General features: G+C 43.8%; 26 protein-coding genes and 1 riboswitch. Of the genes, 21 read left to right on the top strand and 5 right to left on the bottom strand.

The window, feature by feature from the left end:
* Nucleotides 1-420 precede the first annotated feature (420 nt).
* From B3014_RS11975 to dhaL, 7 genes are all read left to right on the top strand, one after another.
* Nucleotides 421-1,386: an ABC transporter substrate-binding protein gene (locus B3014_RS11975; protein WP_289245365.1), complete on the top strand. Its 966-nt coding sequence runs from the start codon at nt 421-423 to the stop codon at nt 1,384-1,386.
* A 108-nt stretch (nt 1,387-1,494) separates the two neighbouring features.
* The gene (locus B3014_RS11970) at nt 1,495-2,442 is read left to right on the top strand and encodes an ABC transporter permease (protein ID WP_289245364.1); all 948 of its coding nucleotides are present in this window, start codon (nt 1,495-1,497) and stop codon (nt 2,440-2,442) included.
* Nucleotides 2,443-2,451: 9 nt separating this feature from the next.
* Complete coding sequence (locus B3014_RS11965) at nt 2,452-3,360, top strand: ABC transporter ATP-binding protein (RefSeq protein ID WP_289245363.1); 909 nt, start codon at nt 2,452-2,454, stop codon at nt 3,358-3,360.
* The gene (locus B3014_RS11960) at nt 3,360-4,124 is read left to right on the top strand and encodes a creatininase family protein (protein ID WP_289245362.1); all 765 of its coding nucleotides are present in this window, start codon (nt 3,360-3,362) and stop codon (nt 4,122-4,124) included. Before B3014_RS11965 ends, B3014_RS11960 begins: the two co-directional genes overlap by 1 nt.
* 26 nt (nt 4,125-4,150) lie before the next feature.
* Nucleotides 4,151-5,521, top strand: a complete 1,371-nt coding sequence (gene glnT, locus B3014_RS11955; protein ID WP_289245361.1) for a type III glutamate--ammonia ligase — start codon at nt 4,151-4,153, stop codon at nt 5,519-5,521.
* A gap of 85 nt (nt 5,522-5,606) precedes the next feature.
* Nucleotides 5,607-6,056, top strand: coding sequence for a nickel-responsive transcriptional regulator NikR (gene nikR / locus B3014_RS11950; protein WP_007147022.1), 450 nt, complete (start codon nt 5,607-5,609; stop codon nt 6,054-6,056).
* A 75-nt stretch (nt 6,057-6,131) separates the two neighbouring features.
* On the top strand, nt 6,132-6,761 hold the full coding sequence (gene dhaL, locus B3014_RS11945) for a dihydroxyacetone kinase subunit DhaL (protein ID WP_289245360.1): 630 nt from the start codon (nt 6,132-6,134) through the stop codon (nt 6,759-6,761).
* Here the strand turns inward: dhaL and dhaK are convergent.
* Complete coding sequence (gene dhaK, locus B3014_RS11940; RefSeq protein WP_289245359.1) at nt 6,758-7,744, bottom strand: dihydroxyacetone kinase subunit DhaK; 987 nt, start codon at nt 7,742-7,744, stop codon at nt 6,758-6,760. The genes dhaL and dhaK overlap by 4 nt on opposite strands.
* A 24-nt stretch (nt 7,745-7,768) precedes the next feature.
* Nucleotides 7,769-8,614: an HAD-IIA family hydrolase gene (locus B3014_RS11935; RefSeq protein ID WP_289245358.1), complete on the bottom strand. Its 846-nt coding sequence runs from the start codon at nt 8,612-8,614 to the stop codon at nt 7,769-7,771.
* A 193-nt stretch (nt 8,615-8,807) separates the two neighbouring features.
* Between B3014_RS11935 and hxlA (B3014_RS11930) the strand changes: the two genes are divergently transcribed.
* The 7 genes from hxlA (B3014_RS11930) to prmB all read left to right on the top strand — a co-directional run bounded on the left by hxlA (B3014_RS11930) (nt 8,808) and on the right by prmB (nt 15,041).
* Entirely contained in the window at nt 8,808-9,449 is a 642-nt protein-coding gene (hxlA, locus tag B3014_RS11930) for a 3-hexulose-6-phosphate synthase (RefSeq protein ID WP_007147026.1), read from the top strand.
* Nucleotides 9,450-9,760: 311 nt separating this feature from the next.
* Nucleotides 9,761-10,078, top strand: coding sequence for a hypothetical protein (locus tag B3014_RS11925; RefSeq protein WP_286303584.1), 318 nt, complete (start codon nt 9,761-9,763; stop codon nt 10,076-10,078).
* 150 nt (nt 10,079-10,228) lie between these two features.
* On the top strand, nt 10,229-11,212 hold the full coding sequence (locus tag B3014_RS11920) for a transaldolase (RefSeq protein WP_286303583.1): 984 nt from the start codon (nt 10,229-10,231) through the stop codon (nt 11,210-11,212).
* Between the two features lie 166 nt (nt 11,213-11,378).
* Nucleotides 11,379-12,014, top strand: a complete 636-nt coding sequence (gene hxlA / locus B3014_RS11915; RefSeq protein WP_286303582.1) for a 3-hexulose-6-phosphate synthase — start codon at nt 11,379-11,381, stop codon at nt 12,012-12,014.
* An 11-nt stretch (nt 12,015-12,025) separates the two neighbouring features.
* Nucleotides 12,026-12,565: a 6-phospho-3-hexuloisomerase gene (gene hxlB, locus B3014_RS11910; protein ID WP_289245357.1), complete on the top strand. Its 540-nt coding sequence runs from the start codon at nt 12,026-12,028 to the stop codon at nt 12,563-12,565.
* A 143-nt stretch (nt 12,566-12,708) separates the two neighbouring features.
* Nucleotides 12,709-14,118, top strand: a complete 1,410-nt coding sequence (gene leuC / locus B3014_RS11905) for a 3-isopropylmalate dehydratase large subunit (RefSeq protein ID WP_289245356.1) — start codon at nt 12,709-12,711, stop codon at nt 14,116-14,118.
* Nucleotides 14,115-15,041 carry a 50S ribosomal protein L3 N(5)-glutamine methyltransferase gene (gene prmB, locus B3014_RS11900; RefSeq protein WP_289245355.1) on the top strand — a complete coding sequence of 309 codons (927 nt, stop codon included), beginning with the start codon at nt 14,115-14,117 and terminating at the stop codon, nt 15,039-15,041. Before leuC ends, prmB begins: the two co-directional genes overlap by 4 nt.
* Here the strand turns inward: prmB and B3014_RS11895 are convergent.
* Together B3014_RS11895 and mutH are read right to left on the bottom strand one after the other, a co-directional pair.
* Nucleotides 15,038-16,351: a diguanylate cyclase domain-containing protein gene (locus B3014_RS11895; RefSeq protein ID WP_289245354.1), complete on the bottom strand. Its 1,314-nt coding sequence runs from the start codon at nt 16,349-16,351 to the stop codon at nt 15,038-15,040. The two genes, prmB and B3014_RS11895, sit on opposite strands and share 4 nt — an antisense overlap.
* A gap of 57 nt (nt 16,352-16,408) precedes the next feature.
* Nucleotides 16,409-17,080 carry a DNA mismatch repair endonuclease MutH gene (gene mutH, locus B3014_RS11890; RefSeq protein ID WP_289245368.1) on the bottom strand — a complete coding sequence of 224 codons (672 nt, stop codon included), beginning with the start codon at nt 17,078-17,080 and terminating at the stop codon, nt 16,409-16,411.
* Between the two features lie 117 nt (nt 17,081-17,197).
* Here mutH and B3014_RS11885 point away from each other — a divergent pair, with 117 nt between their 5' ends.
* Both B3014_RS11885 and B3014_RS11880 read left to right on the top strand, forming a co-directional pair.
* Nucleotides 17,198-18,064 carry an ABC transporter ATP-binding protein gene (locus tag B3014_RS11885; protein WP_349675882.1) on the top strand — a complete coding sequence of 289 codons (867 nt, stop codon included), beginning with the start codon at nt 17,198-17,200 and terminating at the stop codon, nt 18,062-18,064.
* A gap of 5 nt (nt 18,065-18,069) precedes the next feature.
* The gene (locus B3014_RS11880) at nt 18,070-18,852 is read left to right on the top strand and encodes an ABC transporter permease (protein ID WP_289245352.1); all 783 of its coding nucleotides are present in this window, start codon (nt 18,070-18,072) and stop codon (nt 18,850-18,852) included.
* Here B3014_RS11880 and dusA read toward each other — a convergent pair.
* Nucleotides 18,849-19,841 (bottom strand): tRNA dihydrouridine(20/20a) synthase DusA, encoded by a 993-nt coding sequence (gene dusA / locus B3014_RS11875; RefSeq protein ID WP_289245351.1) that lies wholly within the window; start codon nt 19,839-19,841, stop codon nt 18,849-18,851. The genes B3014_RS11880 and dusA overlap by 4 nt on opposite strands.
* A 72-nt stretch (nt 19,842-19,913) precedes the next feature.
* Between dusA and B3014_RS11870 the strand changes: the two genes are divergently transcribed.
* The 5 genes from B3014_RS11870 (at nt 19,914) to B3014_RS11850 (ending at nt 25,804) form a co-directional block, all read left to right on the top strand.
* The gene (locus B3014_RS11870; RefSeq protein ID WP_289245350.1) at nt 19,914-20,606 is read left to right on the top strand and encodes a M48 family metallopeptidase; all 693 of its coding nucleotides are present in this window, start codon (nt 19,914-19,916) and stop codon (nt 20,604-20,606) included.
* Between the two features lie 71 nt (nt 20,607-20,677).
* Nucleotides 20,678-20,756, top strand: a riboswitch (S-adenosyl-L-homocysteine riboswitch).
* Between the two features lie 91 nt (nt 20,757-20,847).
* Nucleotides 20,848-22,008, top strand: coding sequence for a methionine adenosyltransferase (gene metK, locus B3014_RS11865; RefSeq protein WP_289245349.1), 1,161 nt, complete (start codon nt 20,848-20,850; stop codon nt 22,006-22,008).
* Nucleotides 22,009-22,029: 21 nt separating this feature from the next.
* Nucleotides 22,030-23,340: an adenosylhomocysteinase gene (ahcY, locus tag B3014_RS11860; protein WP_286303574.1), complete on the top strand. Its 1,311-nt coding sequence runs from the start codon at nt 22,030-22,032 to the stop codon at nt 23,338-23,340.
* A gap of 63 nt (nt 23,341-23,403) precedes the next feature.
* Complete coding sequence (metF, locus tag B3014_RS11855; RefSeq protein ID WP_289245348.1) at nt 23,404-24,255, top strand: methylenetetrahydrofolate reductase [NAD(P)H]; 852 nt, start codon at nt 23,404-23,406, stop codon at nt 24,253-24,255.
* Nucleotides 24,256-24,349: 94 nt separating this feature from the next.
* Nucleotides 24,350-25,804, top strand: coding sequence for an RNA polymerase factor sigma-54 (locus tag B3014_RS11850; protein ID WP_286303573.1), 1,455 nt, complete (start codon nt 24,350-24,352; stop codon nt 25,802-25,804).
* Nucleotides 25,805-25,809 lie beyond the last annotated feature (5 nt).

The raw sequence follows: 25,809 nt of genomic DNA, 5'->3' as shown, positions 1-25,809 counted from the left end.
ATTGATTCAAAGCTTAATAAAAGAGCCTCAACCTTCGGGTTGGGGCTTTTTTTATACTCTTCTTTTCGCGATCACAACCTCCTCTTCTATTTAATAACATCATTTCCAAATTAGCTTCTACAACAGCGCGCACTTTTGGGGCTTTTTATCAATTCACGTGTCTTTTTAGTGCATAAGCATCTGGTATTAGCCGATGTAAAACTCTGCAATAAGATCAGATCTTCACTTACTACCATTTCACTTACTATTTTCTATCACCCGCTGAAAGCCTTATTTTTGTTGGTTTTACTTCAATATTGCCTCATCCATTTATTGCAACTTTTCTATCCTAACCATACAAGGCCCCATGGTCTGGCACAGTTACTGCAAAACTGAGTATTACCAAATTGGTAAATCGTAATACTAACCGGGGTATCTAAAATGAAAAAAAGACTATTTCTTTCTGCTTTCGCAGGTTTATTACTTTCAGCTAATGCCAGTGCAGAACCACTAAAAATTGGCTATAGCGATTGGCCAGGTTGGGTGGCTTGGGAAATCGCCATCGAAAAGAAAATGTTCGATAAAGTTGGAGTGGACGTGCAGTTTGAATGGTTTGATTACGTCGCTAGCATGGACGCCTTCGCTGCGGGTCAGTTAGATGCGGTGACGATGACTAATGGTGACGCCCTAGTCACAGGTGCCACAGGTGCCCAAAATGTCATGATCTTGATCAATGACTACAGTAACGGTAACGATATGATTGTGGGTGCGCCCAGCATTAACTCCATTACCGATCTGAAAGGCAAAAAAGTTGGCGTCGAACTCGGCTTTGTGGACCATTTATTATTGCTGAACGGTTTAGAAAAAGCCGGCATGACTGAAAGTGATGTTGAACTAGTGAATGTGCCCACAAATGAAACACCACAAGTCTTGGCATCAGGCCAGGTCGAAGCTATTGGGGCTTGGCAACCAAACTCAGGTCAGGCATTAGATTTAGTGCCAGGATCGAAACCTATTTACACCAGTGCCGATGAACCTGGTCTTATTTATGATGTGTTAGCTGTTTCTCCATCAAGCTTGGCAACTCATCGCGATGAATGGAAAAAAGTTATCGATGCCTGGTATATGGCGGTTGATTACCTCAATGATCCAAAAACACGTGATGATGCCATCAGCATCATGGCTGCTCGCGTTGGTATTGAACCCGAGGCGTATAAAGCCTTTATCGATGGTACTAAGATTTTGACTAAAGAAGAAGCTCAAGGCTTTATGAAAAAAGCAGACGGCTTTGGTTCGCTTTATGGTTCAACAGAAATTGCGGATCAATTCAATGTCGACAATAAGGTCTATGCCGATAAACAGACTGTCGATAATTACATCGATCCTTCTCTTTTATTAGGCGAGTAAAAGACTAATAGGCACCGGTCATCAACCGGTGCCTCCCCCTCTTCCTGAAATTTTATGTCATGACCAGGCAGGGGATCGTGTTGTCTGAAAATAGCAAAGGTACTGTTTATGTCACTCTTTTCAGTTAATAAACCGCTTGAGCCACGTAGTCGACAATTAGTGACTATCAGCAGTTTTGTATTACCCATTCTTCTTTGGTGTCTGGTCAGCTATGTCCCATTTATTTGGCACCCGGAAGTAGAAGTCACTTCATCCGGCTCTGTGAGTTACTTTCGTGAAGGAATGCTAGTTGATAAAGCGGTTTTTAATGCTGAACTCGACAAAGCTTCCGCAGCAGGCAAGGCCATACCAGAAGGCATACCGGCCAACCCTATTTACTTGCCCGCGCCACATGAAGTTGTCACCGCTTTCTATACGTCGTTTACCACCGAACCCAAACGTAGCAGTGAGCTGTGGTTACACGAAAGTCTATGGAGCAGTATTCAGGTTATTTTTTATGGATTCCTTTTGTCATCCATCATAGGCATTCCCCTTGGCGTCTTAGCTGGGACCTATGACTTTTTCTCTCGATTATTTGAACCCTTTATCGAGTTCTTCCGCTACCTACCTGCGCCAGCATTTGGTGCATTGGCGGTGGCGATTCTTGGGATTTATCAAGCGCCAAAAATTGCGATTATTTTTATCGGTACCTTTTTCCAGCAGGTTTTGATCGTCGCCAATACCACCCGAAAACTGGACCCAGCCTTACTGGAAGCGGGTCAAACATTGGGCGCAAATAATCGCTCCATGCTATTTCGCATCGTATTACCTGGCATTTTGCCGGATTTATACCGCGACACCCGCATCCTGCTTGGCTGGGCCTGGACCTATTTGATTGTGGCGGAATTAATTGGCACCAGCTCAGGTATTACCTGGTTTATCACCCAACAAGCACGCTACAAAAACTTCGACAACGTCTTCGCCGCCATCATGATGATCGGCATTTTAGGCCTGACCATTGATTTATTACTAGCCTGGTTTGGACGTCGTCTTTTCCCTTGGCAGAAAGCGAATTAGGAGCACGAGATGAGTGAACCAACCTTACCCGATTATCGCGTTCAGTCAGATGCTGTTCGAGACCGTTTTGCCCGCATCAAAAAACGTCCAGTCACCATGGAAGTGACAGGATTAAGTAAAACCTTCCAAAGCCGACATGGCACGGTGACCGCATTAAAAGATATCAATCTGAGCATTCATAAACGTGAGTTTGTTTGTGTGATTGGGCCATCAGGCTGTGGTAAATCCACCCTGATTCGCATTCTGGCAGGCCTTGAGCAAGCCACCGAAGGTGAAGTCAAACTGGATGGCAAAGTCGTCGATAAACCGGGGCCAGAACGCGGCATGGTATTCCAAGGTTATACCTTATTTCCATGGCTAACCGTCAAGCAGAACGTGATGTTTGGTCTACGTGAATCTGGCTATGACAAAGGCACAGCAGAAGCTGAAGCTAGACAGTGGATAGACTTAATTGGTTTAGCACGTTTTGAAAACAGCTACCCCCATCAACTCTCAGGAGGTATGAAGCAACGTGTTGCCATTGCCAGAGCTTTAGCCAATAAACCTAAAGTGCTATTGATGGATGAGCCATTTGGAGCCCTTGATGCTCAAACTCGCAGCAAAATGCAAGCTTATCTGATGGAGATATGGAAAAACATTGATGTGACGGTGTTTTTCATTACCCACGATCTGGATGAAGCCATTTATCTAGCTGATCGCATTCTGGTGCTAAAAGCCAATCCAGGCGAAGTACAAGAAGTGATTGAAGTACCGGTACCTCAACCTAGAAATCCAGATCAATTTTTATCACCAGAATTTATCGCCACTAAAAAACGACTGGAAGAACTGATTCACCCTCCCAAGCAGGATGATGATGAAGATCACCTGAACCTTGTCCGCATGGTGCCAGTAAATGATGAAGTTGGGAGCGTTTTCTAATGTATGAATTAGCACAAATGACATGGGAAGAAGTTGCCGAGGCAGTAAAAAAAGGTGTTGATACCGCTTTACTGCCTGTAGGTGCCACCGAACAGCATGGGCCACATATGGGCTGTGGTATGGATTCGGCTATTGCTGACACCTTATGCAAAGAAGTAGCAAAGCAGACACCGGTTATTTTATTACCCACCCAGCCTTATGGTTGTTCTATCGGTCATTCTAAAAGATGGCCAGGCACGATGGCACTCAATCCTAAAACATTGATTGATGTGATTTCCGATATCGGTGACTGGGTAGCCTCTTCCGGTATTAAACGCCTGTTACTGATCAATGGCCATGTGACCAATGCCGCTCCACTTCGTTGCGCCTTGGAAATGCTCAGAGCACGTCATGATGATTTGATGATCGGCTTGGTTCACACCGCTCAAATTTCGGAACGTGTTCGCAAAGCCCATCACGACGATGCTGAAGACTGGCATGCCAATCAAGCCGAAACCGCTTTGATGATGGCCTTACACCCGGAGGTAGTGCGTGAAGATAAATTAGTTGACGCAGATGATCCGGACCGAACTGATGGCTGTGTGTTCAGTCATCCTGTCAATCGCACCAGTTTAAATGGCGTGACAGGTAAACCCTCCACTGCAACAAAAGCTGAGGGTGAAGCACTTTTTTCATGGATGTGTGAAGACTTATCTCAACTGGTGATGAGAGCAATTAAGGAACAACCGCCGCTTGATCAAAGCTACCACCAGTCTCTCTTATAAATCATTAACCAAAGAAGGGTAATCTCATGATTAACATCAAAACTGATGATGAAATCAGAAAAATACAAGAAGAATTAAAAAGCAAAGGCGTGAAATACTGCATGGGTACGTATGTGGATATCCATGGCGTACCGAAAGGTAAAGTTGTCCCGCTCTCGCATTTACATCATATGGCACATGGCTCAGAGCTTTATACCGGTTATGCTGTCGATGGTTTGGGACAGCAGCCAAATGATGATGAAATCGCCTCTGTGCCAGATTTAGATCATATTATTCAACTACCATGGCAACCAGAAATTGCCTGGATGCCAGCCGATAATACCCTATACAAAAAACCGTATATGCTCAGTACTCGTGTTTTACTCAAATCTGTACTGGAACAAGCAAAAAAGCTCGGTTATGGCATGAATCTGGGTATTGAAGCAGAAGTTTACCTGGTGAAGAAAAATGAAGATGGCACCCTGTCTGTGCCTGATCCAGATGATAAATTGAAAAAACCCTGTTATGACACTCGCGCTTTTTTAAGTAATTTTAGCTGGTTAGACAAAATGGCCACCAGCATTGATGATCTGGGTTGGGGGCTTTACTCCTTCGATCATGAAGATGCCAATGCACAGTTCGAGTTCGACTTTAACTACGCTGATGCCATTACCAGCTGCGATCGCTTTACTTTCTTGAAGATGATGGCAAAAGAGTATGCTAAACAAGAAGATTTATTAGCGACATTCATGCCTAAACCATTCTCAAATAAAACTGGAACAGGCGCTCACTTTAATATGTCGCTTTATGATTTGGAGACTGGAGCCAATCTTTTCCAGTGCAAACCTGAAGAAGATGAGCATGGCCTCGGCTTAACCAAATTAGGCTATCAGTTCATTGCCGGTGTATTAAAACACGGGCCCGCTTTATGTGCGGTGTTTGCGCCAACTGTAAACTCATATAAACGACTGGTTCGCCAGGGTGATATGCCTTACTTCACTTGGGCACCGGTATTTAACTCGTTTGGCTCGAATAACCGTACCAACTCAGTTCGGGTGCCGATGGGTGGTGGTCGTTGTGAATCACGCAATGCCGATGGCGCTGTCAATCCATACCTTGCAGCCGCTCTGGTGCTCGCAGCTGGTCTAGAAGGTATCAAAGAAGGCCTGGATCCTGGTAAACCTCAGGAACGTAATCTGTATGAATTAACTGAAGCAGAACGTGAGGAATTAGGCATTCAATTCTTACCCAGAACGCTGGACGAAGCCATTCAGGCATTTGCTGCTGATCCGTTTATGGAAGAAGTCCTGGGTAGTGAGCTGAGAAACGAATTTATTCGTTACAAACAAGCTGAGTGGAATGAATACCACACTGTGGTTAGTGCATGGGAAGTGGAGCGCTATAGCCACTTGTTCTAAAAATAAGGTGACATCACCCCGGTTTTAGCCGGGGTGATAGTCTTGTCCATCCAGACAATAATGATGACAAACTTCAGGAGTTCGCATGAGCAAAGAAAAAGTCAGTCGTATCAGTATCTCATTACCTGAAAGTCTGCTGGAAGGTTTAGATGAAATGGTCAGTAAACGGGGGTTTGAAAGTCGCTCTCAGGCTATTTGTGACATGATAAATTTACAAATCAATGAACATCGCGCCCAGCAGGGTGATACAGTCATGACCGGCACCGTTAATCTGGTTTACAATCATTCCGTACCCGGCCTGCAAAAACGTCTTCATGATCTGCAATATGAATACATTGATGAGGTCATCAGTAACCTCAATGTCAATTTAACCCATACCAACACACTGTCAGTCATTCTGGTTCAAGGCCCAGCTAATCGCCTGAACATGATCGCCGACAAAATGATTACCTTGCGAGGTGTGGTGTATGGACGCTTATTATTGAACGCCGACATCATTCCACCCATCCACCCGTTACCTCCGAAGCAAACATAAAACGATGGTTGTCAGTTGACCTGATGCTATGGATTCAGTAGTTTTATGCTCTGCGATAAACTCATTGGCCTAAACATGACTGATACCACTTTTCTCCCCACTCTTCTCGCTGCAATTCAATCTGAAATACTTAACAATGAAGCGGAGATTTCTGCGTTGGATCGAGCCATTGGTGATGGTGACCATGTCACCAATCTATTACGTGGACTTGAGGGGTTGACTAAGCAAAATGATGAACTGATTCAACTTGATTGGTCAGCAGCATTCATGAAAATGGGTATGACTCTAATGTCTACTATGGGTGGCGCATCAGGCTCATTGCTGGGTTCCATGTTTGTGAGTATGGGGAAAGCCGCTAAAGATCAAGATATGGATCTGACAGCGGTTTCCACTATTTACTCAGTAGGTGTTGAGTCAATAAAAGCACGAGGAAAAGCCGATATCGGTGAAAAAACCATGCTGGATACCCTGATTCCAGTGATGCAATCATTGCAAAGTGATGCTGAACAAAATGCAGACAAAGCGACGGTTCTAAGTAATATGAAAACAGCCGCTACACATGGTATGCAATCAACTAAAGACATGCTGGCCACAAAAGGAAGAGCATCATTTTTGGGTGAACGCGCCCGCGGTCACATCGATGCAGGCGCTCGTACATCACAACTTATTCTGTGCGTCATTGCTGATGAGTTAAGTAAAAACTAAATCCCCCAACGTAATGCCGCCGTATGTACAGGTGCATCCCAATACTGCAGTATTTCGTCATCCATCAATGTTAGCGTAACAGAGCAACCCGCCATATCCAGTGATGTGGTGTAGTTGCCTACCAGTGAACGCACAATTTCTATATCACGCTCCTCAAAAAAATGAGAAGCGATATCATAGACTAGGTACAGCTCCATTAATGGTGTCGCCCCAAAGCCATTCACATGTAGTAACACGCGCTGTCCTTTCGCTGGCTGCAAATCCTCATCAATCGCTTTAGCCAGTATCTGAACTAACTCATCAGCAGTCGTTAAGTTCATGATTTCACGACCGCGCTCACCATGAATTCCAACCCCCATTTCGACTTCATTATCTGTAATATCAAAAGTGGGTTGACCCAAGGCAGGTACCGTACAACTCGTTAAAGCCAATCCCATCGACGCTGTGGCATTGACGACTTTGTCACCCAGCTTTTTACAAGTGGCTAGATCAGCGCCTGCTTCTGCAGCCGCACCGACGATTTTTTCTACAATTAATGTCCCTGCGACACCTCGACGGCCAGTACTGTGATCTTTGGGTAAGGATACGTCATCATTCACCAGTACAGTTTCATGTGGGCAGTCCAACATTTCGGCCGCAATTTCAAAATTCATCACATCACCGGCATAATTTTTAACAATAAACAACACGCCAGCACCAGCTTCAACAGTCTGAGCAGCCATCATCATTTGATCAGGAGTAGGTGATGTAAACACCTGTCCAGGACAAGCCGCATCTAGCATGCCTTTTCCCACCAATCCAGTATGTAATGGTTCATGACCAGCACCACCACCAGAAATCAGAGCGACTTTGTTTTCAGACTTATTTTTTCGACTAACAAATTGGGGTTGTTGATTGAATTGAATAATATCGCTGTGTGCTCTAGCAAATCCACTCAAACTCTCCTCAAGCACACTGTCCACAGCATTGATTAATTTTTTCATCTCTCGCTTCCTTTTTATATCTAGCTAGTTTTCCAAGGCCTTGGTGAGTGCCGCCAAATCATCCAGAATCCATGTGGGTTGATAATCAACCTGCTCAACATCCTCAGCAGAAGACACACCGGTTAATACTAAGACACTGCGGATACCCGCATTAACAGCACCCAAAATATCCGTATTAAGACGGTCACCTATCGCAATGGTTGTCTCTTTTGTTGTACCTAAAATTTTCAAAGCCTGTTCGTACAAAATAGGCGCTGGTTTTCCAATTGATATCGGCTTGACACCGGTCACAGATTCTAGTGCAGCAAGTACGCCCCCATTACCCATAACTTCACCGAGCTCAGTAGGTAATGTGGCATCTGAGTTTGTTGCATAAAAGACAGCACCCGCATTGATATTTAGGGTTGCCGTTGCCAATTTATCCCAACTTAAGTGGCGATCGAGTCCTGACACAACAATATCTGCTGTTCGCCCTGTGATACCTTTTTCAGGCTGATCTACTTCGTATAACTCTGTCAGCACAAATCCATTATCACGCAGGGGCTGTTTTAGACCATCCTCCCCGATTACAAAAACGCGTTTTTTATCTGCTGATAAGTGTTCACACAAATAGCTAACTGTGGCCATACTGGAAGTGAGAATTTCGTTCGCAGCGACATCAATATTCATTGAGGCTAATTTTTCTATATATTGCTGCTGAGTCAAACTGGCGTTATTTGTCGCCAAAACAAAAGGTATGTGTTTTTTTCTCAATAGTTGAAAAAACGCTTCCACTCCTTTCATGGGTTTATTGCCATGCCAAAGCACCCCATCCATGTCAATAATCAGACCAGCTACATTATCCAAACAGACCGCAGATTCTGTATTCAAAATAGATCCTCGCAACTATGTAATTTGGTCAAAAAGAGTCGCATAATGCAAATCATTGTGTCCAGTAATAAAAAAGAAGCTAAATGTTGAGATCAAGTCAAAAATTGACAGCATCTGCAAATCTGCTTTATAGTCTGCGAGCGTATTTTCAACGTAATAACTCATAAATTAAATTAATTAGGAGCATGTCAGCATGGCAAAAGCACTTATTCAAATGGCACTGGATTCTCTGGATTTCGATCAAACAATCGCGCTTGCAGAGCAAGTTGCTCCTTATGTCGATATCTTAGAAATCGGTACACCTTGCATTAAATATAACGGTCTTGAACTGGTTACTGCACTGAAAAGCAAATTCCCTAACAACCTGATCCTGGTTGACCTGAAAACAATGGACGCTGGTGAATACGAAGCGACTCCATTCTATGAAGCAGGTGCTGACATCTGTACAGTATTAGGTGTTTCTGACAAAGCGACAATGGGCGGCGTAATCAAAGCAGCTAACGCTAACAACGCTGAAGCTCAAATCGACTTAATCAGTGTTAAAGACAAAAAAGCAGTTGCAACTGAAGCAGCTCGTAACGGTGCTCAAATCATCGGTGTTCACACTGGTCTTGACGCACAAGCTGCTGGTCAAACACCTTTCGCTGATCTGAAAGATATCGCTAGCTTAAACTTAGGCGTGCGTATTTCAGTAGCCGGTGGTCTGAACAAAAACACTATTCAAGACACTGTTCGTGCTGGCGCAACAATCGTTGTTGTTGGTGCAGCAATCTACGGTGCGGATTCTCCAGCTGAAGCAGCTAAAGAATTACGTGCTTTAGTTGACGCAGCATAAGCAAATATTGCTTAAAGAAGAAAATAAAACGAGTGGTCAATGACCGCTCGTTTTTTTTCATGCTTACCTGGTTGATTTATTAATTTAAATAATGAGGTAAGATATTGGTCAATGTGTATTGATAATAATTACGATTTTAATTGACCAATATCAATAATTCAGGATGGGTTAGTCACAAATCAAGTCGACTTTTAGGCATATGCTAAGGTTCTTCCGACTTGCCACGATTAATCTAAAATAGTAATTTACCCGTTGCACCAACCTCGTTTTGTTGGGCAGATGGGGTTAAAATGTAACAGGGGTATAATATTATGAGTGACAAAGGTTTCTTAGCATCAGTTTGTGGATTTTTTAAAAGCCTGTTTTCATCAAGTCCTAGTTCTGCTCCAACCAGCAGTGCTAAGCCAAGCAGCCCAGCAGCAGCAAAAACGAATGATGGTTTGACAGGTGTTGAGCGTTATATCAGAAACCAATCGAATAGTGGCTCACAACTAACTGGTGTTGAAAAATACATCAGAAATAAAGCAACAACCGTCACCGTTATCACTAGCGTTGAACAATATATTCGTAACAAAGCACAAGCTAAACCAATGACAGGTGTTGAACGTTACATTCAAAGCAAAGGTTAAGTTAACCTTCAGCTTGCACCCAAGATTTACGGAATAAAGCCGGGCAGTAGTCCGGCTTTGCCGACATAATAATCAAAAAAATCAACCATACAGTCTGCGTGATATCACGTTGACTGTTAATTTTTAACTTAAAAATTAAAGGTACGAAACATGGCTACTTTACTTGATCAGCTTAAGGAAATGACCGTTGTTGTCGCCGATACTGGTGATATTCAAGCTATCGAAAAATTTACACCTCGTGATGCTACAACTAACCCTTCACTGATTACTGCTGCAGCTCAAATGCCACAATACCAAGGTATTGTTGATGACACATTGAAAGCGGCTCGTGAAACATTAGGTGCAGATGCACCCGCGTCAGAAGTAGTTTCTCTGGCTTTTGACCGTTTAGCTGTTTCATTTGGTCTGAAAATTCTGGATATCGTTCCAGGTCGTGTATCTACAGAAGTTGATGCGCGTTTGTCATTTGATACTGAAGCAACTATCGCTAAAGGTCGTGACCTGATTGCTCAATACGAAGCAGCAGGCGTTTCACGTGAGCGTATCCTTATCAAAATCGCAGCAACCTGGGAAGGTGTAATGGCTGCTAAAGTTCTGGAAGAAGAAGGTATTCACACCAACTTGACTCTAGTCTTTGGTCTGCACCAAGCGGTAGCTTGTGGCGAAAATGGTATCCAACTGATTTCACCTTTCGTTGGCCGTATTCTCGACTGGTACAAAAAAGACACAGGCCGTGATTCTTACGAGCCAGCTGAAGATCCAGGTGTTGTTTCTGTTACTCAAATCTATAACTACTTCAAGAAGTTTGGTTTAGAAACCGAAGTAATGGGCGCGAGCTTCCGTAATGTCGGTGAAATCACTGAGTTAGCAGGTGTTGACCTTCTCACTATTTCTCCAGCCCTACTGGATGAATTACATTCAACAGAAGGTGACTTACCACGTAAGTTAAATGTTGAAGATGCGAAAGCATCGGATGTTGAACGCATCAACATGACAGAAGAAACCTTCAAAGCTATGCATGCTGAAGACCGCATGGCGACTGAAAAATTACAAGAAGGTATTGATGGTTTTGCTAAAGCTCTTGAAACACTTGAAGAGTTACTGGCTAACCGTCTTGCAGAACTGGAAAGCTAATTCGTCAGAATTAAATTTCCCCGTATTCAGCCCACTCCATTGGTGAGTGGGCCCGAATGCAGCAGGGTCAGTGAAATTGACTTGTCACTGATTTCTGCATATAGTCCCGCTTCACATAAGCAAGCGTGATAACAATAATTTTTACTATAAATTAGGAGTATGTAACATGGCTGAAATCCAAATGGCTCTTGACTCATTGGACTTTGACGCAACAATGGCTCTGGCTGAACAAGTAGCGCCATATGTCGATATCCTTGAAATCGGTACACCTTGTATCAAATACAACGGTCTGAAACTGGTTAAAGCATTGAAAGCAGCTCACCCAGACAAAAAAATCCTGGTTGACCTGAAAACAATGGACGCTGGTGAATACGAAGCGACTCCTTTCTTTGAAGCTGGTGGTGACATCACTACAGTTTTAGGTGCTTCTGACATGGCTACAATGAAAGGCGTTATCAAAGCTGCTAACGCAAACAACGCTGAAGCTCAAATCGATTTAATCGGTGTTGAAGATAAAGCGGCTGTTGCTAAAGAAGCGGCTTCTAACGGTGCACACATCATTGGTGTTCACACTGGTCTTGACGCACAAGCTGCTGGTCAAACACCTTTTGAAGATCTGAAAACTATCGCTGGTTTAGGTCTGAACGTTAAAGTTTCTGTTGCTGGTGGTATCAACAAAGATACAATCCAAAGCACAGTTCAAGCTGGTGCTGACATCGTTGTTGTTGGTGCGGCTATCTACGGCGCTCCATCTCCAGCTGAATCTGCAAAAGAACTGCGTGCATTAGTTGACGCAGCATAAGGATTAGAAAAATGACAATGCATCGTGATCTAGTTGTAAACAAAATCACTGATATTTTAGGGGCTACTGACAGTTCTCTTGAAGCTGAATTCGTTGCCATGTGTGATGGTGCTAAACGCATCTTCATTACAGGTGCCGGACGTTCACGTCTTGTTGGTAACTTCTTGGGTATGAGGTTGATGCATAGTGGTTACACCGTATACGTTCAAGGTGAAATCAGCACACCTAGCATCCGTGAAGGCGATTTATTAATCGTTATCTCAGGTTCAGGTGAAACAACTCAGTTGGTTTCATTCGCGAACAAAGCTAAATCGGAGAACGCTAAAGTAGTATTAATCTGCTCTAAAGCTAGTTCAACGATTGGTGATATAGCGGACAAGACAATTCAAATTGGTAACGATGATAGCTTTGCTCCTACAAAGGGCATGCCTATGGGTACTATGTTTGAATTATCGACATTGATTTTCTTGGAAGCCATCGTTTCTCATCTTATCCATGAGAAAGGTATTCCAGAAGAAGAAATGCGATACAGACACGCTAATATGGAATAATCACTTTTCCTTAGCAGTAAAAATGAAACGGGTAACTTTCGGGTTACCCGTTTTTTTTTGCCATCAGTTCAGATAGAGCTTACATCTCTGACGCTGTATAATGCCAGGATACTTATAACTCACTAATCGGTTTTAATAGAGATATGTCAGCAAAAACACTTTACGATAAGCTTTGGGAACAACATGTCGTTCGTTCTGAGTCAGATGGCACGACAGCTTTACTCTACATTGATCGTCACCTGGTTCATGAAGTGACTTCCCCCCAAGCATTCGAAGGGCTCCGTTTAGCTGAACGTAAACCTTATCGCCTAAATTCAATTTTAGCGACGCCAGATCATAACGTCCCTACTTCACATCGCGAACAAGGGATTGCTGACCCTATTTCACGTTTGCAAGTAGATACGCTCGATAGCAACTGCGTCGAATTTGGTATCACTGAATTTGGATTAAATGATTTACGGCAAGGTATTGTGCATGTTGTTGGCCCCGAGCAAGGCGCAACACTGCCTGGTATGACGGTAGTTTGTGGTGACTCTCACACATCAACTCATGGTGCTTTCGGTGCGCTAGCGTTTGGTATTGGTACTTCCGAAGTCGAACATGTCATGGCTACTCAATGCCTGATTCAACGTAAGTCCAAAAACATGCAAGTGCGTGTCGAGGGTCAGGTTAAACCCGGCATCACAGCGAAAGACATCGTTCTGGCTATCATTGGTGAAATCGGTACTGCAGGTGGTACAGGCTATGCCATCGAATTTGCCGGTGAAGCGATTCAGGCTTTGAGTATGGAAGGTCGCATGACGGTCTGTAATATGACCATAGAAGCTGGCGCGCGTGCGGGGATGATTGCGGTTGACGAAACCACGATTAACTATCTGAAAGACCGTCCTTTTTCGCCCTCTGGTGAAAACTGGGATAAAGCCGTCAACGCCTGGCGTGAACTTCACTCAGATGATGGTGCTCATTTTGATAAAGTCGTGGTACTCAAAGCAGAAGAAATTAAACCTCAAGTCACTTGGGGCACGTCTCCTGAGATGGTTGTTTCAGTTGACTCGTCTATTCCCGATCCTGTCAAAGAATCAGATGCAGTTAAACGCAACGGCATGGAAAAAGCGCTCAAATATATGGGGCTACAAGCTAATCAGCCGATTACAGATATCTATTTAGACCGAGTATTCATTGGATCCTGCACAAACTCTCGCATTGAAGATCTGCGTGAAGCTGCAGAAGCCATTCAGGGCGGTAAAGTCGCTGACAGTGTGAAACAGGCCATGGTTGTGCCTGGCTCTGGTTTAGTTAAACAACAAGCAGAGCAAGAAGGTTTGGATAAAATCTTTATCGAAGCCGGTTTTGAATGGCGTGACCCGGGCTGCTCAATGTGTCTGGCCATGAACGCGGACCGTCTCGAAGCAGGTGAGCATTGTGCATCGACGTCAAACCGCAACTTTGAAGGCCGTCAGGGGCAAGGTGGAAGAACACATTTAGTTAGCCCCGCCATGGCTGCAGCAGCTGCGATAGCTGGTCACTTTGTTGATATCACACAAAACGTATGATTGATTACCTAGCTGTTCAATCTGAATTAAATACTTTTCGTGATTTTTTACGATGGTCTACATCCCGCTTCAATGAAGCGGGATTATTTTTTGGTCATGGTAATGAGGATGCATTTAATGAAGCATCACAATTGTTACTGAGTAGTTTGCATCTTCCTGTCGATACGCTTCCGGATGTATTTCTCGACGCCAGACTCACGCAGGATGAGAAGCGGACCCTACTCATCGCTATTGAAAAGCGGATTGAGAAACGTATTCCACTACCTTATCTCACCAATGAAGCCTGGTTTGCTGGTTTACCTTTTTTTGTGGATGAACGTGTCCTTATTCCCCGCTCCCCTTTTGCTGAATTAATAGAAACACAGTTCCAACCATGGGTCGCTGCACCTGACTCCATCACACGAATTATAGATATGTGTACTGGTAGTGGTTGTATTGCTATCGCATTGGCAATGGCCTTTGAGCAAGCTGAAGTCACAGCCAGTGATATCAGTTCTGATGCCTTAGATGTCGCTAGAGTAAATCGTCAGAAATATGGATTAGAGGATGAACTGACGTTGCTTGAGTCGGATATATGGCAAAAGATATCTACCGATGAAAAATATGATCTGATTATCAGTAATCCGCCCTATGTGGGAGCAGAGGAAATGGCTTCTTTGCCTGAAGAGTATCGACATGAGCCAAACTCAGCACTTGAAGCAGATGATAGTGGTTTAGCCTTAGTCACAAAAATTCTTTCCGGTGCGGCCGATCATTTGACAGAAAATGGTCTGATATTTATTGAAGTAGGTAACACCGATCTCGCTGTGGATGATAAATGGCCGGAGATTGCGTTTACCTGGCTAGAGTTAGAAAACGGTGGCCACGGTATCTTCATGCTGGACAAAGACCAGTGTGAACTCTTTAAACAGCTTTACGGCTAATCGTTATCACTCAACTCGGGAATGGATTCAGGCTCTGTATACACTTTAACGCAATTACGTCCCGCCATTTTAGCCTGATACATTGCTTTATCTGCTAACTCAAACAAACTGTTGAGATTATCGTTATCTGTTGGCCGTAATTGAGCAATCCCGACACTGACGGTCACGTCTAAGTCAGCTGGTTTGAGTTTTCTCAAACGTTGCACCATGCGATCCATCATATTTTTTGCTGAAGCTAGGTCGCACTCAGGCAAAAGTAAAACCAACTCATCACCAGCCCAGCGAGCAACAAGATCCACGTCACGCACATGACGTTTCAACCATGAACCAAGCTCAGCTAACATCTGATTACCACGTTCAAAACCATGATGTTCGTTGATTTCTTTGAGGTGATCGATATCAATCACAGCCAGAGATAAACAACGACTAAAGCGGTAAGCCTCACTGAAGTATTTACCTGCGAATTCGCGAAGTGCATGACGATTAAATAAGCCCGTCGTATCATCCAGCATAGCCAGACTGTGTAAAGACTTTTGCTGGGTACGCAGTTCCTGTGTCGTCTGGTAGCTGGTGACATGATTAAATACACGCTGTCTCAACTCTTCACGCACAATCGGTTTTGACACATAGTCATTAACGCCAAGATGGAATAGTTCAATCTTGCGAGACATATTGTCAAAACCAGACGTAGCAATAATGGGCACATTGCTATATTCACTTTGCATACGCCGAATTTTTCGTACCAGCGTAATGCCACTCATACTGCCTTCAAGCATGATATCTGTAATGACCAGATCGTAGTCACCACCTTTGAAGGCTTCCCATGCACTTTCGGCATAGTTGTAGGCGTCAACATCCAGCCCCATATCTGTCAACAAATCGATAATAATGGTTTGCAGTACCCGGGAGTCTTCGATAAATAGAACTCGCCCACTTAATTGTCGTGTCTCACGCTGGCTGATTCGACAAAGATAAGTATCCATTTCTGACATATCACTTTTACTGAAGATATCAGTCGCACCAGCCAACAGTGCCTGTTTAAGAATCTTTGAATTATCATGCTCTGTTAGCACTAACAGCGTGGCAAAATCGTAGCCCTTCAAAGCTCTGAGCTGACTACAAAACTCACTACTGGCATAGTCAGACAGATTGTCAGAACAGCACACTAAACGATACTTTCCTGCCGCGGCTTTTACCAAGCCTTCGCCACCTGTTTTGGCGGTATCTACGTTGAAACCAGCCGACTCTAATAAATTGAACATATGCTCACAAAAATCTGGTGAGCTATCGATAACTAGTGCGTTTAGCATGTCTCTCTACTTTTCCGAGTAAAACAAAATTAGTCCATTAATTTTGCAACGTTACCATCAATTTAACGCCTTCGCGAGTAACTGCTTGGTAAAAACGGTTCTTAGATAAAAACCGCGAGGATTCATAAAAACCGTTTCGCCTTCACTATCCGAACTTTTTGCAAGAACTCGACTGTGTGCTGCTTTAGGTCTGACTTGTAAATATTGCCCCTCTCTGGCTGTCAGTTCAGACTGCTCTCCCATCGTTAAACGATCCATCAATTCTTCCCAGTCAGCTTTTAATAAATTTTCTTCTGACGGGTCAGGTTGCCATAACCAGCCACTCCCAATGTAACGCTCAGCAAGCGGAATAGATGAGTCAGCCTCAATGGGTATCCACAATACATGTGAGAGTTTTCTTTTTACCCAACTATTGTCCCAACTTAAGGCTTCGTATTCGCCTGTTGAAACAGTGCAAACATAGGTCGACTCTTTCGGTTCACCATTGGCGTTTAAAGGTAAGGTTTTTAATTCAATGCCTAAGGAGATAAAATCTGGTTCAGCCTGATTACCGGCATCAGCACCAAGACAGGCCTCTAATAGCTGACCAACCCATCCTTTATTCCTCATGAGATCTGCAGGTACAGCGCAACTCAACTCCTGTGCAATCTGACCTAAGCTTTTTCCAGCGATTTGCTGACAGCGCCGCATTAATTCATCTATTGTTTTGGGAGGGGATTGTCTAAACATATTTTTCAAAATTCTCATCTCGCTGTTGGCATGATAACCTAGCCACCTTTATCACGCTTGAGAGAGACAGTGAAAGCATTATCTATCAAGAATCTAAGCAAAACTTACCGCAATGGCATGCAAGCCTTAAAAGAAATTAACCTGGATGTAGAGCAAGGTGATTTTTTTGCTTTGCTCGGGCCTAATGGTGCGGGAAAATCAACGACTATCGGTGTTATCACCTCACTGGTGACTAAAAGTACAGGATCTATCCAGGTTTTTGATACGGACCTGGACATCGATGCTGAACAAGCTAAAAGCTATATCGGACTGGTCCCACAAGAGTTTAACTTTAACGGTTTTGAGCAGGTTAAGCATATCCTTGTCGCCCAGGCCGGCTATTATGGTATGCCCACAAGCCAAGCTGAGCCAAGAGCAGATGAGTTACTCAAACAGCTGGGTTTATGGGAAAAAAGAGACACCCCTTCTCGCTCCCTGTCAGGTGGCATGAAACGTCGACTGATGATTGCCCGAGCGTTGGTTCACAATCCAAGATTATTGATTTTAGATGAACCAACTGCTGGCGTTGACATTGAGCTTCGTCGTTCCATGTGGACATTTTTGAGAAAAATTAATGCCGAAGGCACCACCATTATATTGACGACACATTATCTTGAAGAAGCCGAGAGTCTATGTCGCAACATCGCGATTATCGATAAAGGGCAGATAATTGAAAACACCGATATGAAGTCCCTACTCAATCGCCTTGATAAAGAAACCTTTGTTTTAGACCTCAAAGAACCACTAAACGATACATTCCAGCTCAAAGGATTCGATTATCAACAAATCGATAACACCACTTTAGAGGTTGAAATTCACCGTGGTGAATCGTTAAACAGTGTTTTTGAACAACTGAGTCATACAGGTATTGAAGTCACCAGCATGAAAAATAAAGTAAATCGTTTGGAAGAATTATTTCTCAACCTTGTTGAGAAGTCGGAGTAATACCTATGACACCAACTCGTCGCCAAAGACACTGGGTCGCCTTTTCCACATTGCTATATCGTGAAATCCGTCGTTTCTTCAGAATATGGCCGCAGACCATCTTGCCCCCAGCCATTACGATGACTTTATATTTCATCATTTTCGGTAATCTCATAGGTAGCCGTATTGGTGAAATGGGTGGTTTCAGTTACATTGAATATATCGTGCCCGGCATTATCATGATGGCCGTGATCAATAATGCCTATTCAAATGTGGCCTCCTCGTTCTTCAGTGCCAAGTTCCAAAATCACATTGAAGAGCTGATTGTGGCACCCATTCCGAATTACTTGATTTTGGCAGGTTATGTCGCAGGTGGTACGGCTCGGGGGCTGTGTGTGGGGATTATCGTGACACTGGTATCACTGTTCTTTACTCACCTGCCGGTGGAACATATTTTTATTACCATCAGCATGGTATTTCTCAGTGCGGTTTTATTTGCATTGGGTGGGTTCATCAATGCGATTTATGCACGCAGTTTTGATGAAATTGCCATCATCCCGACCTTCATTCTAACCCCGCTAACCTATCTGGGTGGAGTGTTTTACTCTATCGATTTATTGCCAGACTTCTGGCAAAACGTTTCACTATTGAACCCTATTTTGTACATGGTCAATGCTTTTCGTTACGGTATGCTGGGTATTTCAGATATCCCTATCATGGCAGCCTTTGGCATCATCATGCTGTTCATCGTAGCACTCACCGTATATGCCTTATATCTGTTGAAAAAAGGCACTGGCCTCAGAAACTAAACCTTGTCGACCAGACTTAAGGCTTGTTGAACTGTGTGAATGCCTGCGTCTCCTAAGTGGGCATTCTCACTTAAATGCCGCCGCCAGCGTCTAGCACCTGGTTGGCCTTGAAATAAACCTAGTAAATGTCGTGTGATAGATTTCAGCGGTCGTCCTTGTTTCATTCTTTGCTCGATATACGGCAACATAGCTTCAATGACATCATGTCGACTTGGCTTGTCAGTAGCCGCTTGCAGAAAAATGCGTTCATCCGCATCGATAAGCAGGTACGGGTCATGATAAACCGCTCTACCCAGCATGGCGCCATCCACATATTGCAGATGCTGCTGGGCTTCTACCAAACTATGAATACCGCCATTAATATCGATGTGTAGGTGTGGATAGTCCTTTTTGATGTGATAAACACGTTCATAATCCAGGGGTGGCACATCACGATTTTCTTTTGGACTTAAGCCTTTAAGCCAGGCCTTACGGGCATGTAGAATGAAAATATTACAGCCTGCAGCTGATACAGCATCAACGAAATGAGTCAGAAACTCATAACTGTCGTGCTCATCTATGCCCAAACGGGTTTTAACAGTCACTGGTATAGTCACCGCGTTTTTCATCGCCGCTACGCCTTCAGCGACTAAATTCGGTTCAGCCATCAAGCAAGCGCCAAAACTGCCCGATTGCACTCTGTCACTTGGGCAGCCGACATTCAGATTAATTTCACTATAACCAGCATCTTCGCCCATCCTGGCACACTCAGCCAAAGCAGCGGGGTCAGAACCGCCCAGTTGAAGTGCCAACGGATATTCAGCGGCATCATGTGCTAAAAATCGCTGTCTATCACCATGAATCAACGCCCCTATGGTCACCATTTCTGTGTAGAGCAAAGCATGTTTCGAAATAAGCCGTAACAAATAACGAAAATCACGGTCGGTCCAATCCAACATGGGTGCAACGGATAATTTTCTGGAGTCTATAAAAGATAATGATGATGACATGATTCAATTGACGTAGATTAATGGGACATTTTCTCAAATCAGCTGACAAAAATCTGCTTATAACGATTATTTATGACACATACACACCCTGAAGGCTTTGATTACACCATTATTCGCAGTTCACGCCGTAAAAGTATGGCGTTGGTTATTAAGCAAGGTGAAGTCATTGTGCGGATACCAACGACACTTGCAGTCAAAACAGCACAAGACTTTGTGGATAAAAAAAGGGCGTGGATAAAACAAAAACTTGAACAACTGCCAGTCACCAGAGACACCGTTTACGCAGATGGGGAGTCTTTTTTATTTCTAGGGAACATGTATCAATTAGATATTCATACCAGCAGCGCTGAAAATACCATTAAACACATCGACAATCGCATACAGCTCTATACCAAGAAAAAAGATATATCGGCAGAAGGTATTAAACGTCAACTGGAAAAATGGTACCGGCAACAGGCTAATGAAATTCTGACATCACGATTTTTTCAATTGGCAGAAGCGTATCAGTTCTTTCCTAAAAGTCTTACCATAAAAACCTATAAAGCTCGCTGGGGAAGCTGTTATCGCTCGGGCGATATTCAGCTAAATTGGAAACTTATCATGGCCACTGACAAAGTCATTGATTACGTCATCCTTCATGAGCTTTGTCACCTCAGGCATCATAACCACTCAAAGGCTTTCTGGCAGTTGGTAGCGGACATCTGTCCTACATACAAAGAACACAAGCTATGGATGAAACAAAATGGAGACCGATTAACGCTCTAGACCACGCTGTGTGACGACTTTGTGAAGATAATTAAGCTTGAAAAATTCTCTATATAGATTAATATGTCATTTCGAATAAGGAACGCTGCAACAGGTGGTTAACCTGCTAGGCTTATTCAATACTCCATTATTTAACTGCGTTCATTATTAACAGGTAACTGATAGTAATGAGCGAGATTTATTCCCCCTCAAATAGCACAACTATCATTACCACAATCTCATTGTAATGAGGAAGTTGACTATGAGTAGCAATTATCTTTTCACTTCTGAATCTGTATCGGAAGGCCACCCAGACAAAGTTGCCGATCAAATTTCAGATGCCATCTTGGATGAAATTCTTCGCCAAGATCCCCATGCTCGCGTGGCTTGTGAAACATTAGTAAAGACAGGCACCGCCATCGTTGCTGGTGAAATCAGTACTTCAGCATGGGTCGATCTCGAAGATGTTGTTCGTAAAACCATCACCGATATCGGTTATAACAGCTCAGATGTGGGTTTTGATGGCCAAACCTGTGCGGTTATGTCTCTTATTGGTAAACAATCCTCTGACATCGCCATGGGCGTTGATAGAGACACAGAAGAAAATCAGGGCGCGGGTGACCAGGGTTTAATGTTTGGTTATGCCAGTAACGAAACTGATGTTCTCATGCCAGCACCGATTACCTACGCACACCGTCTGGTAAAACGCCAATCAGAAGTTCGTAAAAATGGCGAGTTAAGCTGGCTACGTCCAGATGCTAAAAGCCAAGTGACATTCATCTATGAAGATGGAAAACCTGTTGGTATTGATGCCGTTGTATTATCCACACAGCACAGCCCGGATATTTCACAAGCCAGTCTTCATGAAGCGGTGATGGAAAGCATTATCAAACCCACACTGCCCTCTGAATGGCTAACTAAAGATACAAAAATCCATATCAACCCTACCGGACAATTTATTATCGGTGGTCCTGTCGGCGACTGTGGTCTGACAGGCAGAAAAATCATCGTTGATACCTATGGTGGTATGGCTCGTCATGGTGGTGGTGCTTTCTCTGGTAAAGACCCATCAAAAGTCGATCGCAGTGCGGCTTATGCAGGTCGTTATGTAGCGAAGAACATTGTTGCCGCAGGCTTAGCCGATCGCTGTGAAATCCAGGTGTCTTATGCCATTGGTGTGGCTGATCCGACTTCTATCAGTGTAGAGACATTTGGTACCGGAAAAATTTCTCAAGAAAAACTGGTCGCCCTGGTTCGTGAACACTTTGATTTACGACCAGTTGGCTTAATTAAGATGCTCGATTTAATCAAACCTATCTACCAACCAACAGCGGCTTATGGTCACTTTGGCCGTGAAGATGTTGATTTTAGCTGGGAAAGAACAGATATGGCAGATGTATTACGCGACGCTGCCGGTTTATAAAAGAATTTGAGGAAACGAACAATGGAATCACCAATCGAAAATTTAACCCCTGATTATAAAGTTGCTGACATCAGCTTGGCTAAATGGGGCCATCAAGAAATTAAAATTGCTGAAAGCGAAATGCCAGGTCTAATGGCCTTACGTGAAGAGTATGCTGGCCAAGCGCCACTGAAAGGTGCTCGTATCGCCGGCTGCTTACATATGACGATTCAGACAGCCGTATTGATTGAAACCTTAGTCGAACTCGGCGCTGAAGTTCGCTGGTCATCATGCAATATTTTCTCGACACAAGACCATGCCGCAGCCGCAATTGCTGATCAAGGTATTCCAGTATTTGCCTGGAAAGGTGAGACAGAAGAAGAAGCGGTTTGGTGTATCGAACAAACGATCATGGGTCCAGACAACTGGCGTCCGAACATGATTCTGGACGATGGTGGCGATTTAACTCAGATAATGCATGACAAGTATCCAGAGTTACTAAATGACGTGAAAGGCCTGTCAGAAGAGACAACCACCGGTGTTCACCGTCTGTATGAAATGATGAAAGCAGGCACATTGAAAGTGCCAGCCATTAACGTCAATGACTCTGTCACTAAATCCAAGTTTGATAACCTTTATGGTTGCCGTGAATCACTACTCGACGGTATTAAACGCGCCACGGACGTGATGATCGCCGGCAAAATCTGCGTTGTTTTAGGTTACGGTGATGTGGGTAAAGGCTGTGCACAGGCATTCCGTGGCATGGGCGCCACCGTTATGGTGACTGAAATTGATCCAATCTGTGCGCTTCAAGCCAGCATGGAAGGCTACCGCATTGTTTCTATGGATGATGTGGCAGCAATGGGCGATATCTTCGTCACCACAACAGGTAACATCGATGTTATCAACCATGACCATATGCTGAAGATGAAAAATGAAGCCATCGTTTGCAATATTGGTCACTTTGATTCAGAAATTGATGTCGCTTCCCTGCGTAAATATGAATGGGAGAACATCAAGCCGCAAGTTGATCACGTTATCTTCCCTGATGGTAAACGCATCATTCTGTTAGCTGAAGGTCGTCTGGTGAATCTTGGCTGTGCAACCGGTCATCCAAGCTTTGTGATGTCAGCCTCGTTCACTAATCAGGTCATGGCACAAATCGAGTTATGGCAAAATACTGACAATTATGAAAATAAAGTCTACGTATTGCCGAAAAAACTGGATGAAAAAGTCGCACAACTGCACTTGGGTCGGATTGGTGCCAACCTGACTACGCTGACAGACGAGCAATCAAAATATCTGGGGCTGGAAAAAACAGGTCCATTCAAACCTGAACACTACAGATATTAATCTTTAATCAATCTAAAAATGGGCTGAGTTTTCAGCCCATTTTTCTAATCAAAGTTAATGGATATGGCCAAAAATCTCACTTTAAGCTGCGAATTCTTTCCCCCAAAAACGGAAAAAGGCATTGCCAATTTAAGTAGTGTCCGAGAACAGCTTGCCCCTCTTAAACCTGAGTTTTTCTCAGTGACCTTTGGCGCAGGCGGTTCAACACAAGACAATACGATGGATGCGGTAATAGACATTCAAAAGCAGCATGCAGTGACTAACATTGATGCCGCCCCCCACCTTTCTTGTGTAGGCTCATCCGCGGAACGTATCCGTGCATTACTGGATACCTATCGCAATAATAATATTCACCGCATTGTCGCACTTCGTGGTGATCTGCCATCAGGTATGCAAGCACCAGGTGACTTTCGTTATGCCAGTGAGCTGGTTGAGTTTATTCGAAAAGAAACAGGTGACTTCTTTACCATCGAAGTAGCCGCCTATCCTGAAGTACACCCGCAAGCACAGTCTGCTGAACATGACCTTATCAACTTCAAACGTAAAGTGGATGCAGGTGCGAATAGTGCGATTACACAATATTTCTACAATATTGATGCATATCGTTATTTTGTTGATGCCTGTGAACAACAAGGCATTGATATTCCTATCATTCCGGGCATTATGCCCATCAATAACTATGCCCAGCTAGCTCGTTTTTCAGCAGGTTGTGGTGCCGAAATCCCTCGTTGGCTTCGCAAGAAACTCGAAGCTTTTTACGATGATACGGCATCAATGACTGCGTTCACCGTTGATTTTTTAACTGACTTTACTCAGCAATTAATCGATTTAGGTGTACCGGGTATACATTTCTACACCATGAATAAGGTTGACCCGACACTCACCATTTGTGATCGTTTAGGCCTGATTAAATAAATCTACAGTTAAGATTTTGTATGTAGCTGTAGGCAATGGCATAAGACTTGCGGTAACATATTTACATGGTCGTCAAAACACATAAAGAATTCTCGTGAAACCCTCATTACAGCTGCGTGTAGGCCAGAGTCTGTCAATGACTCCGCAATTACAGCAAGCCATTCGTTTGCTGCAATTGTCTTCGCTTGAGTTACAAACAGAAATTCAGGAAGCACTCGAAACCAACCCTTTGCTCGAAGTTGAAGAAGACTTTGAAGTTGACGAGAACGCACGCAAATCAAACACCGAAGATCAGACCAGTCGCGAAATCAGTGAGCTCGACAATCAGAATATTCCCGAAGATCTTCCTGTAGATAGCCAGTGGGAAGATACCTACGATTATCAACCCGTCAGTACCAGTAACAGCAATGTTATTCATGACGGTGATATGGAACGCGAGAATCAGGACGAGAGCACTGACTCGCTGCAGCAACACCTGCTTTGGCAAATGCGGCTGACTCATTTCACTGAAATCGAAGAAGCTATCGCGACTATCATTATTGATTCAATTGAAGATGATGGCTACCTGAAAACTTCTCTCGACGATATCCAAGCAAGCTTAGGTGAAGAATTTGCTGAAATAGAGTTAGATGAAATCGAGACCGTGCTTCACCGTATACAGCATTTTGATCCTGTCGGCGTTGCAGCCAGGGACTTACGAGAATGTTTACTGATTCAACTTCGGGTGTATGAAGCCTCAGGTCTACCTCATATTGATCTGATGAGAGAGTTAATTGATAAACATCTGGATACATTGGCCAAACGCGATTACGCCCAAATTAAGCGTGCTTTGAAAGTGTCGGATGATGAATTGACCGAATTGGTTCGCTCTATCCAGCTTTTAAACCCGCGCCCCGGCAGTCAAATCCAGACTGATACGACGGAATATATCGTTCCAGACGTGTATGCCAGAAAATCAAAAGGTCAGTGGGTCTTATCTCTTAATCCTGATAATGCTCCACGCTTGCAAATAGCTGAACACTACGCGCAACTGATCAATCGGGCTGATAACAGCGCCGAAAATACCTATCTGAAAAATAATCTGCAGGAAGCACGCTGGTTTCTGAAAAGCTTACAAAGTCGCAACGAAACCTTATTAAAAGTCACCGAAGCGATTATTGACAGACAAAAAGACTTTCTTGATTTTGGTGAGGAAGCGATGAAGCCGTTGGTATTGGCCGATATTGCTGAAGCCGTGGAAATGCACGAATCAACGATTTCCAGGGTCACAACGCGCAAATACTTACATACACCTCGCGGAATTTTTGAACTGAAATACTTTTTCTCCAGCCATGTCAGTACTGAGGCGGGCGGAGAATGCTCAGCTACAGCGATTCGCGCTATCATCAAAAAACTGGTTGCAGCTGAAAATCCACGAAAACCATTGAGCGACAGTAAAATTGCCGATATCCTCGGAGAACAAGGTATTAATGTCGCCAGACGAACAATTGCAAAATATCGTGAAACGTTGGCAATTGCGCCATCGAATGAGCGTAAACGACTGGTGTAAAACCA

The sequence above is a fragment of the Methylophaga sp. UBA678 genome (assembly GCF_002299105.1).
Lineage (GTDB): Bacteria > Pseudomonadota > Gammaproteobacteria > Nitrosococcales > Methylophagaceae > Methylophaga > Methylophaga marina.
This window is presented reverse-complemented; position numbering and strand designations above follow the sequence as displayed.

Excerpts from the sequence above, each read along its gene's own strand:
- B3014_RS11965 (WP_289245363.1), top strand. The coding sequence starts at position 2,452 with ATGAGTGAACCAACCTTACCCGATTATCGCGTTCAGTCAGATGCTGTT.
- nikR (WP_007147022.1), top strand. The coding sequence starts at position 5,607 with ATGAGCAAAGAAAAAGTCAGTCGTATCAGTATCTCATTACCTGAAAGT.
- metF (WP_289245348.1), top strand. The coding sequence starts at position 23,404 with ATGGCCAAAAATCTCACTTTAAGCTGCGAATTCTTTCCCCCAAAAACG.
- hxlA (WP_286303582.1), top strand. The coding sequence starts at position 11,379 with ATGGCTGAAATCCAAATGGCTCTTGACTCATTGGACTTTGACGCAACA.
- dhaL (WP_289245360.1), top strand. The coding sequence starts at position 6,132 with ATGACTGATACCACTTTTCTCCCCACTCTTCTCGCTGCAATTCAATCT.
- B3014_RS11880 (WP_289245352.1), top strand. The coding sequence starts at position 18,070 with ATGACACCAACTCGTCGCCAAAGACACTGGGTCGCCTTTTCCACATTG.
- mutH (WP_289245368.1), bottom strand. The coding sequence starts at position 17,080 with ATGTTTAGACAATCCCCTCCCAAAACAATAGATGAATTAATGCGGCGC.
- hxlB (WP_289245357.1), top strand. The coding sequence starts at position 12,026 with ATGACAATGCATCGTGATCTAGTTGTAAACAAAATCACTGATATTTTA.
- B3014_RS11920 (WP_286303583.1), top strand. The coding sequence starts at position 10,229 with ATGGCTACTTTACTTGATCAGCTTAAGGAAATGACCGTTGTTGTCGCC.
- B3014_RS11960 (WP_289245362.1), top strand. The coding sequence starts at position 3,360 with ATGTATGAATTAGCACAAATGACATGGGAAGAAGTTGCCGAGGCAGTA.
- metK (WP_289245349.1), top strand. The coding sequence starts at position 20,848 with ATGAGTAGCAATTATCTTTTCACTTCTGAATCTGTATCGGAAGGCCAC.
- B3014_RS11975 (WP_289245365.1), top strand. The coding sequence starts at position 421 with ATGAAAAAAAGACTATTTCTTTCTGCTTTCGCAGGTTTATTACTTTCA.
- dusA (WP_289245351.1), bottom strand. The coding sequence starts at position 19,841 with ATGTCATCATCATTATCTTTTATAGACTCCAGAAAATTATCCGTTGCA.
- B3014_RS11885 (WP_349675882.1), top strand. The coding sequence starts at position 17,198 with ATGCAAGCCTTAAAAGAAATTAACCTGGATGTAGAGCAAGGTGATTTT.
- B3014_RS11970 (WP_289245364.1), top strand. The coding sequence starts at position 1,495 with ATGTCACTCTTTTCAGTTAATAAACCGCTTGAGCCACGTAGTCGACAA.
- prmB (WP_289245355.1), top strand. The coding sequence starts at position 14,115 with ATGATTGATTACCTAGCTGTTCAATCTGAATTAAATACTTTTCGTGAT.
- hxlA (WP_007147026.1), top strand. The coding sequence starts at position 8,808 with ATGGCAAAAGCACTTATTCAAATGGCACTGGATTCTCTGGATTTCGAT.
- glnT (WP_289245361.1), top strand. The coding sequence starts at position 4,151 with ATGATTAACATCAAAACTGATGATGAAATCAGAAAAATACAAGAAGAA.
- leuC (WP_289245356.1), top strand. The coding sequence starts at position 12,709 with ATGTCAGCAAAAACACTTTACGATAAGCTTTGGGAACAACATGTCGTT.
- B3014_RS11895 (WP_289245354.1), bottom strand. The coding sequence starts at position 16,351 with ATGCTAAACGCACTAGTTATCGATAGCTCACCAGATTTTTGTGAGCAT.
- B3014_RS11925 (WP_286303584.1), top strand. The coding sequence starts at position 9,761 with ATGAGTGACAAAGGTTTCTTAGCATCAGTTTGTGGATTTTTTAAAAGC.
- ahcY (WP_286303574.1), top strand. The coding sequence starts at position 22,030 with ATGGAATCACCAATCGAAAATTTAACCCCTGATTATAAAGTTGCTGAC.
- dhaK (WP_289245359.1), bottom strand. The coding sequence starts at position 7,744 with ATGAAAAAATTAATCAATGCTGTGGACAGTGTGCTTGAGGAGAGTTTG.
- B3014_RS11870 (WP_289245350.1), top strand. The coding sequence starts at position 19,914 with ATGACACATACACACCCTGAAGGCTTTGATTACACCATTATTCGCAGT.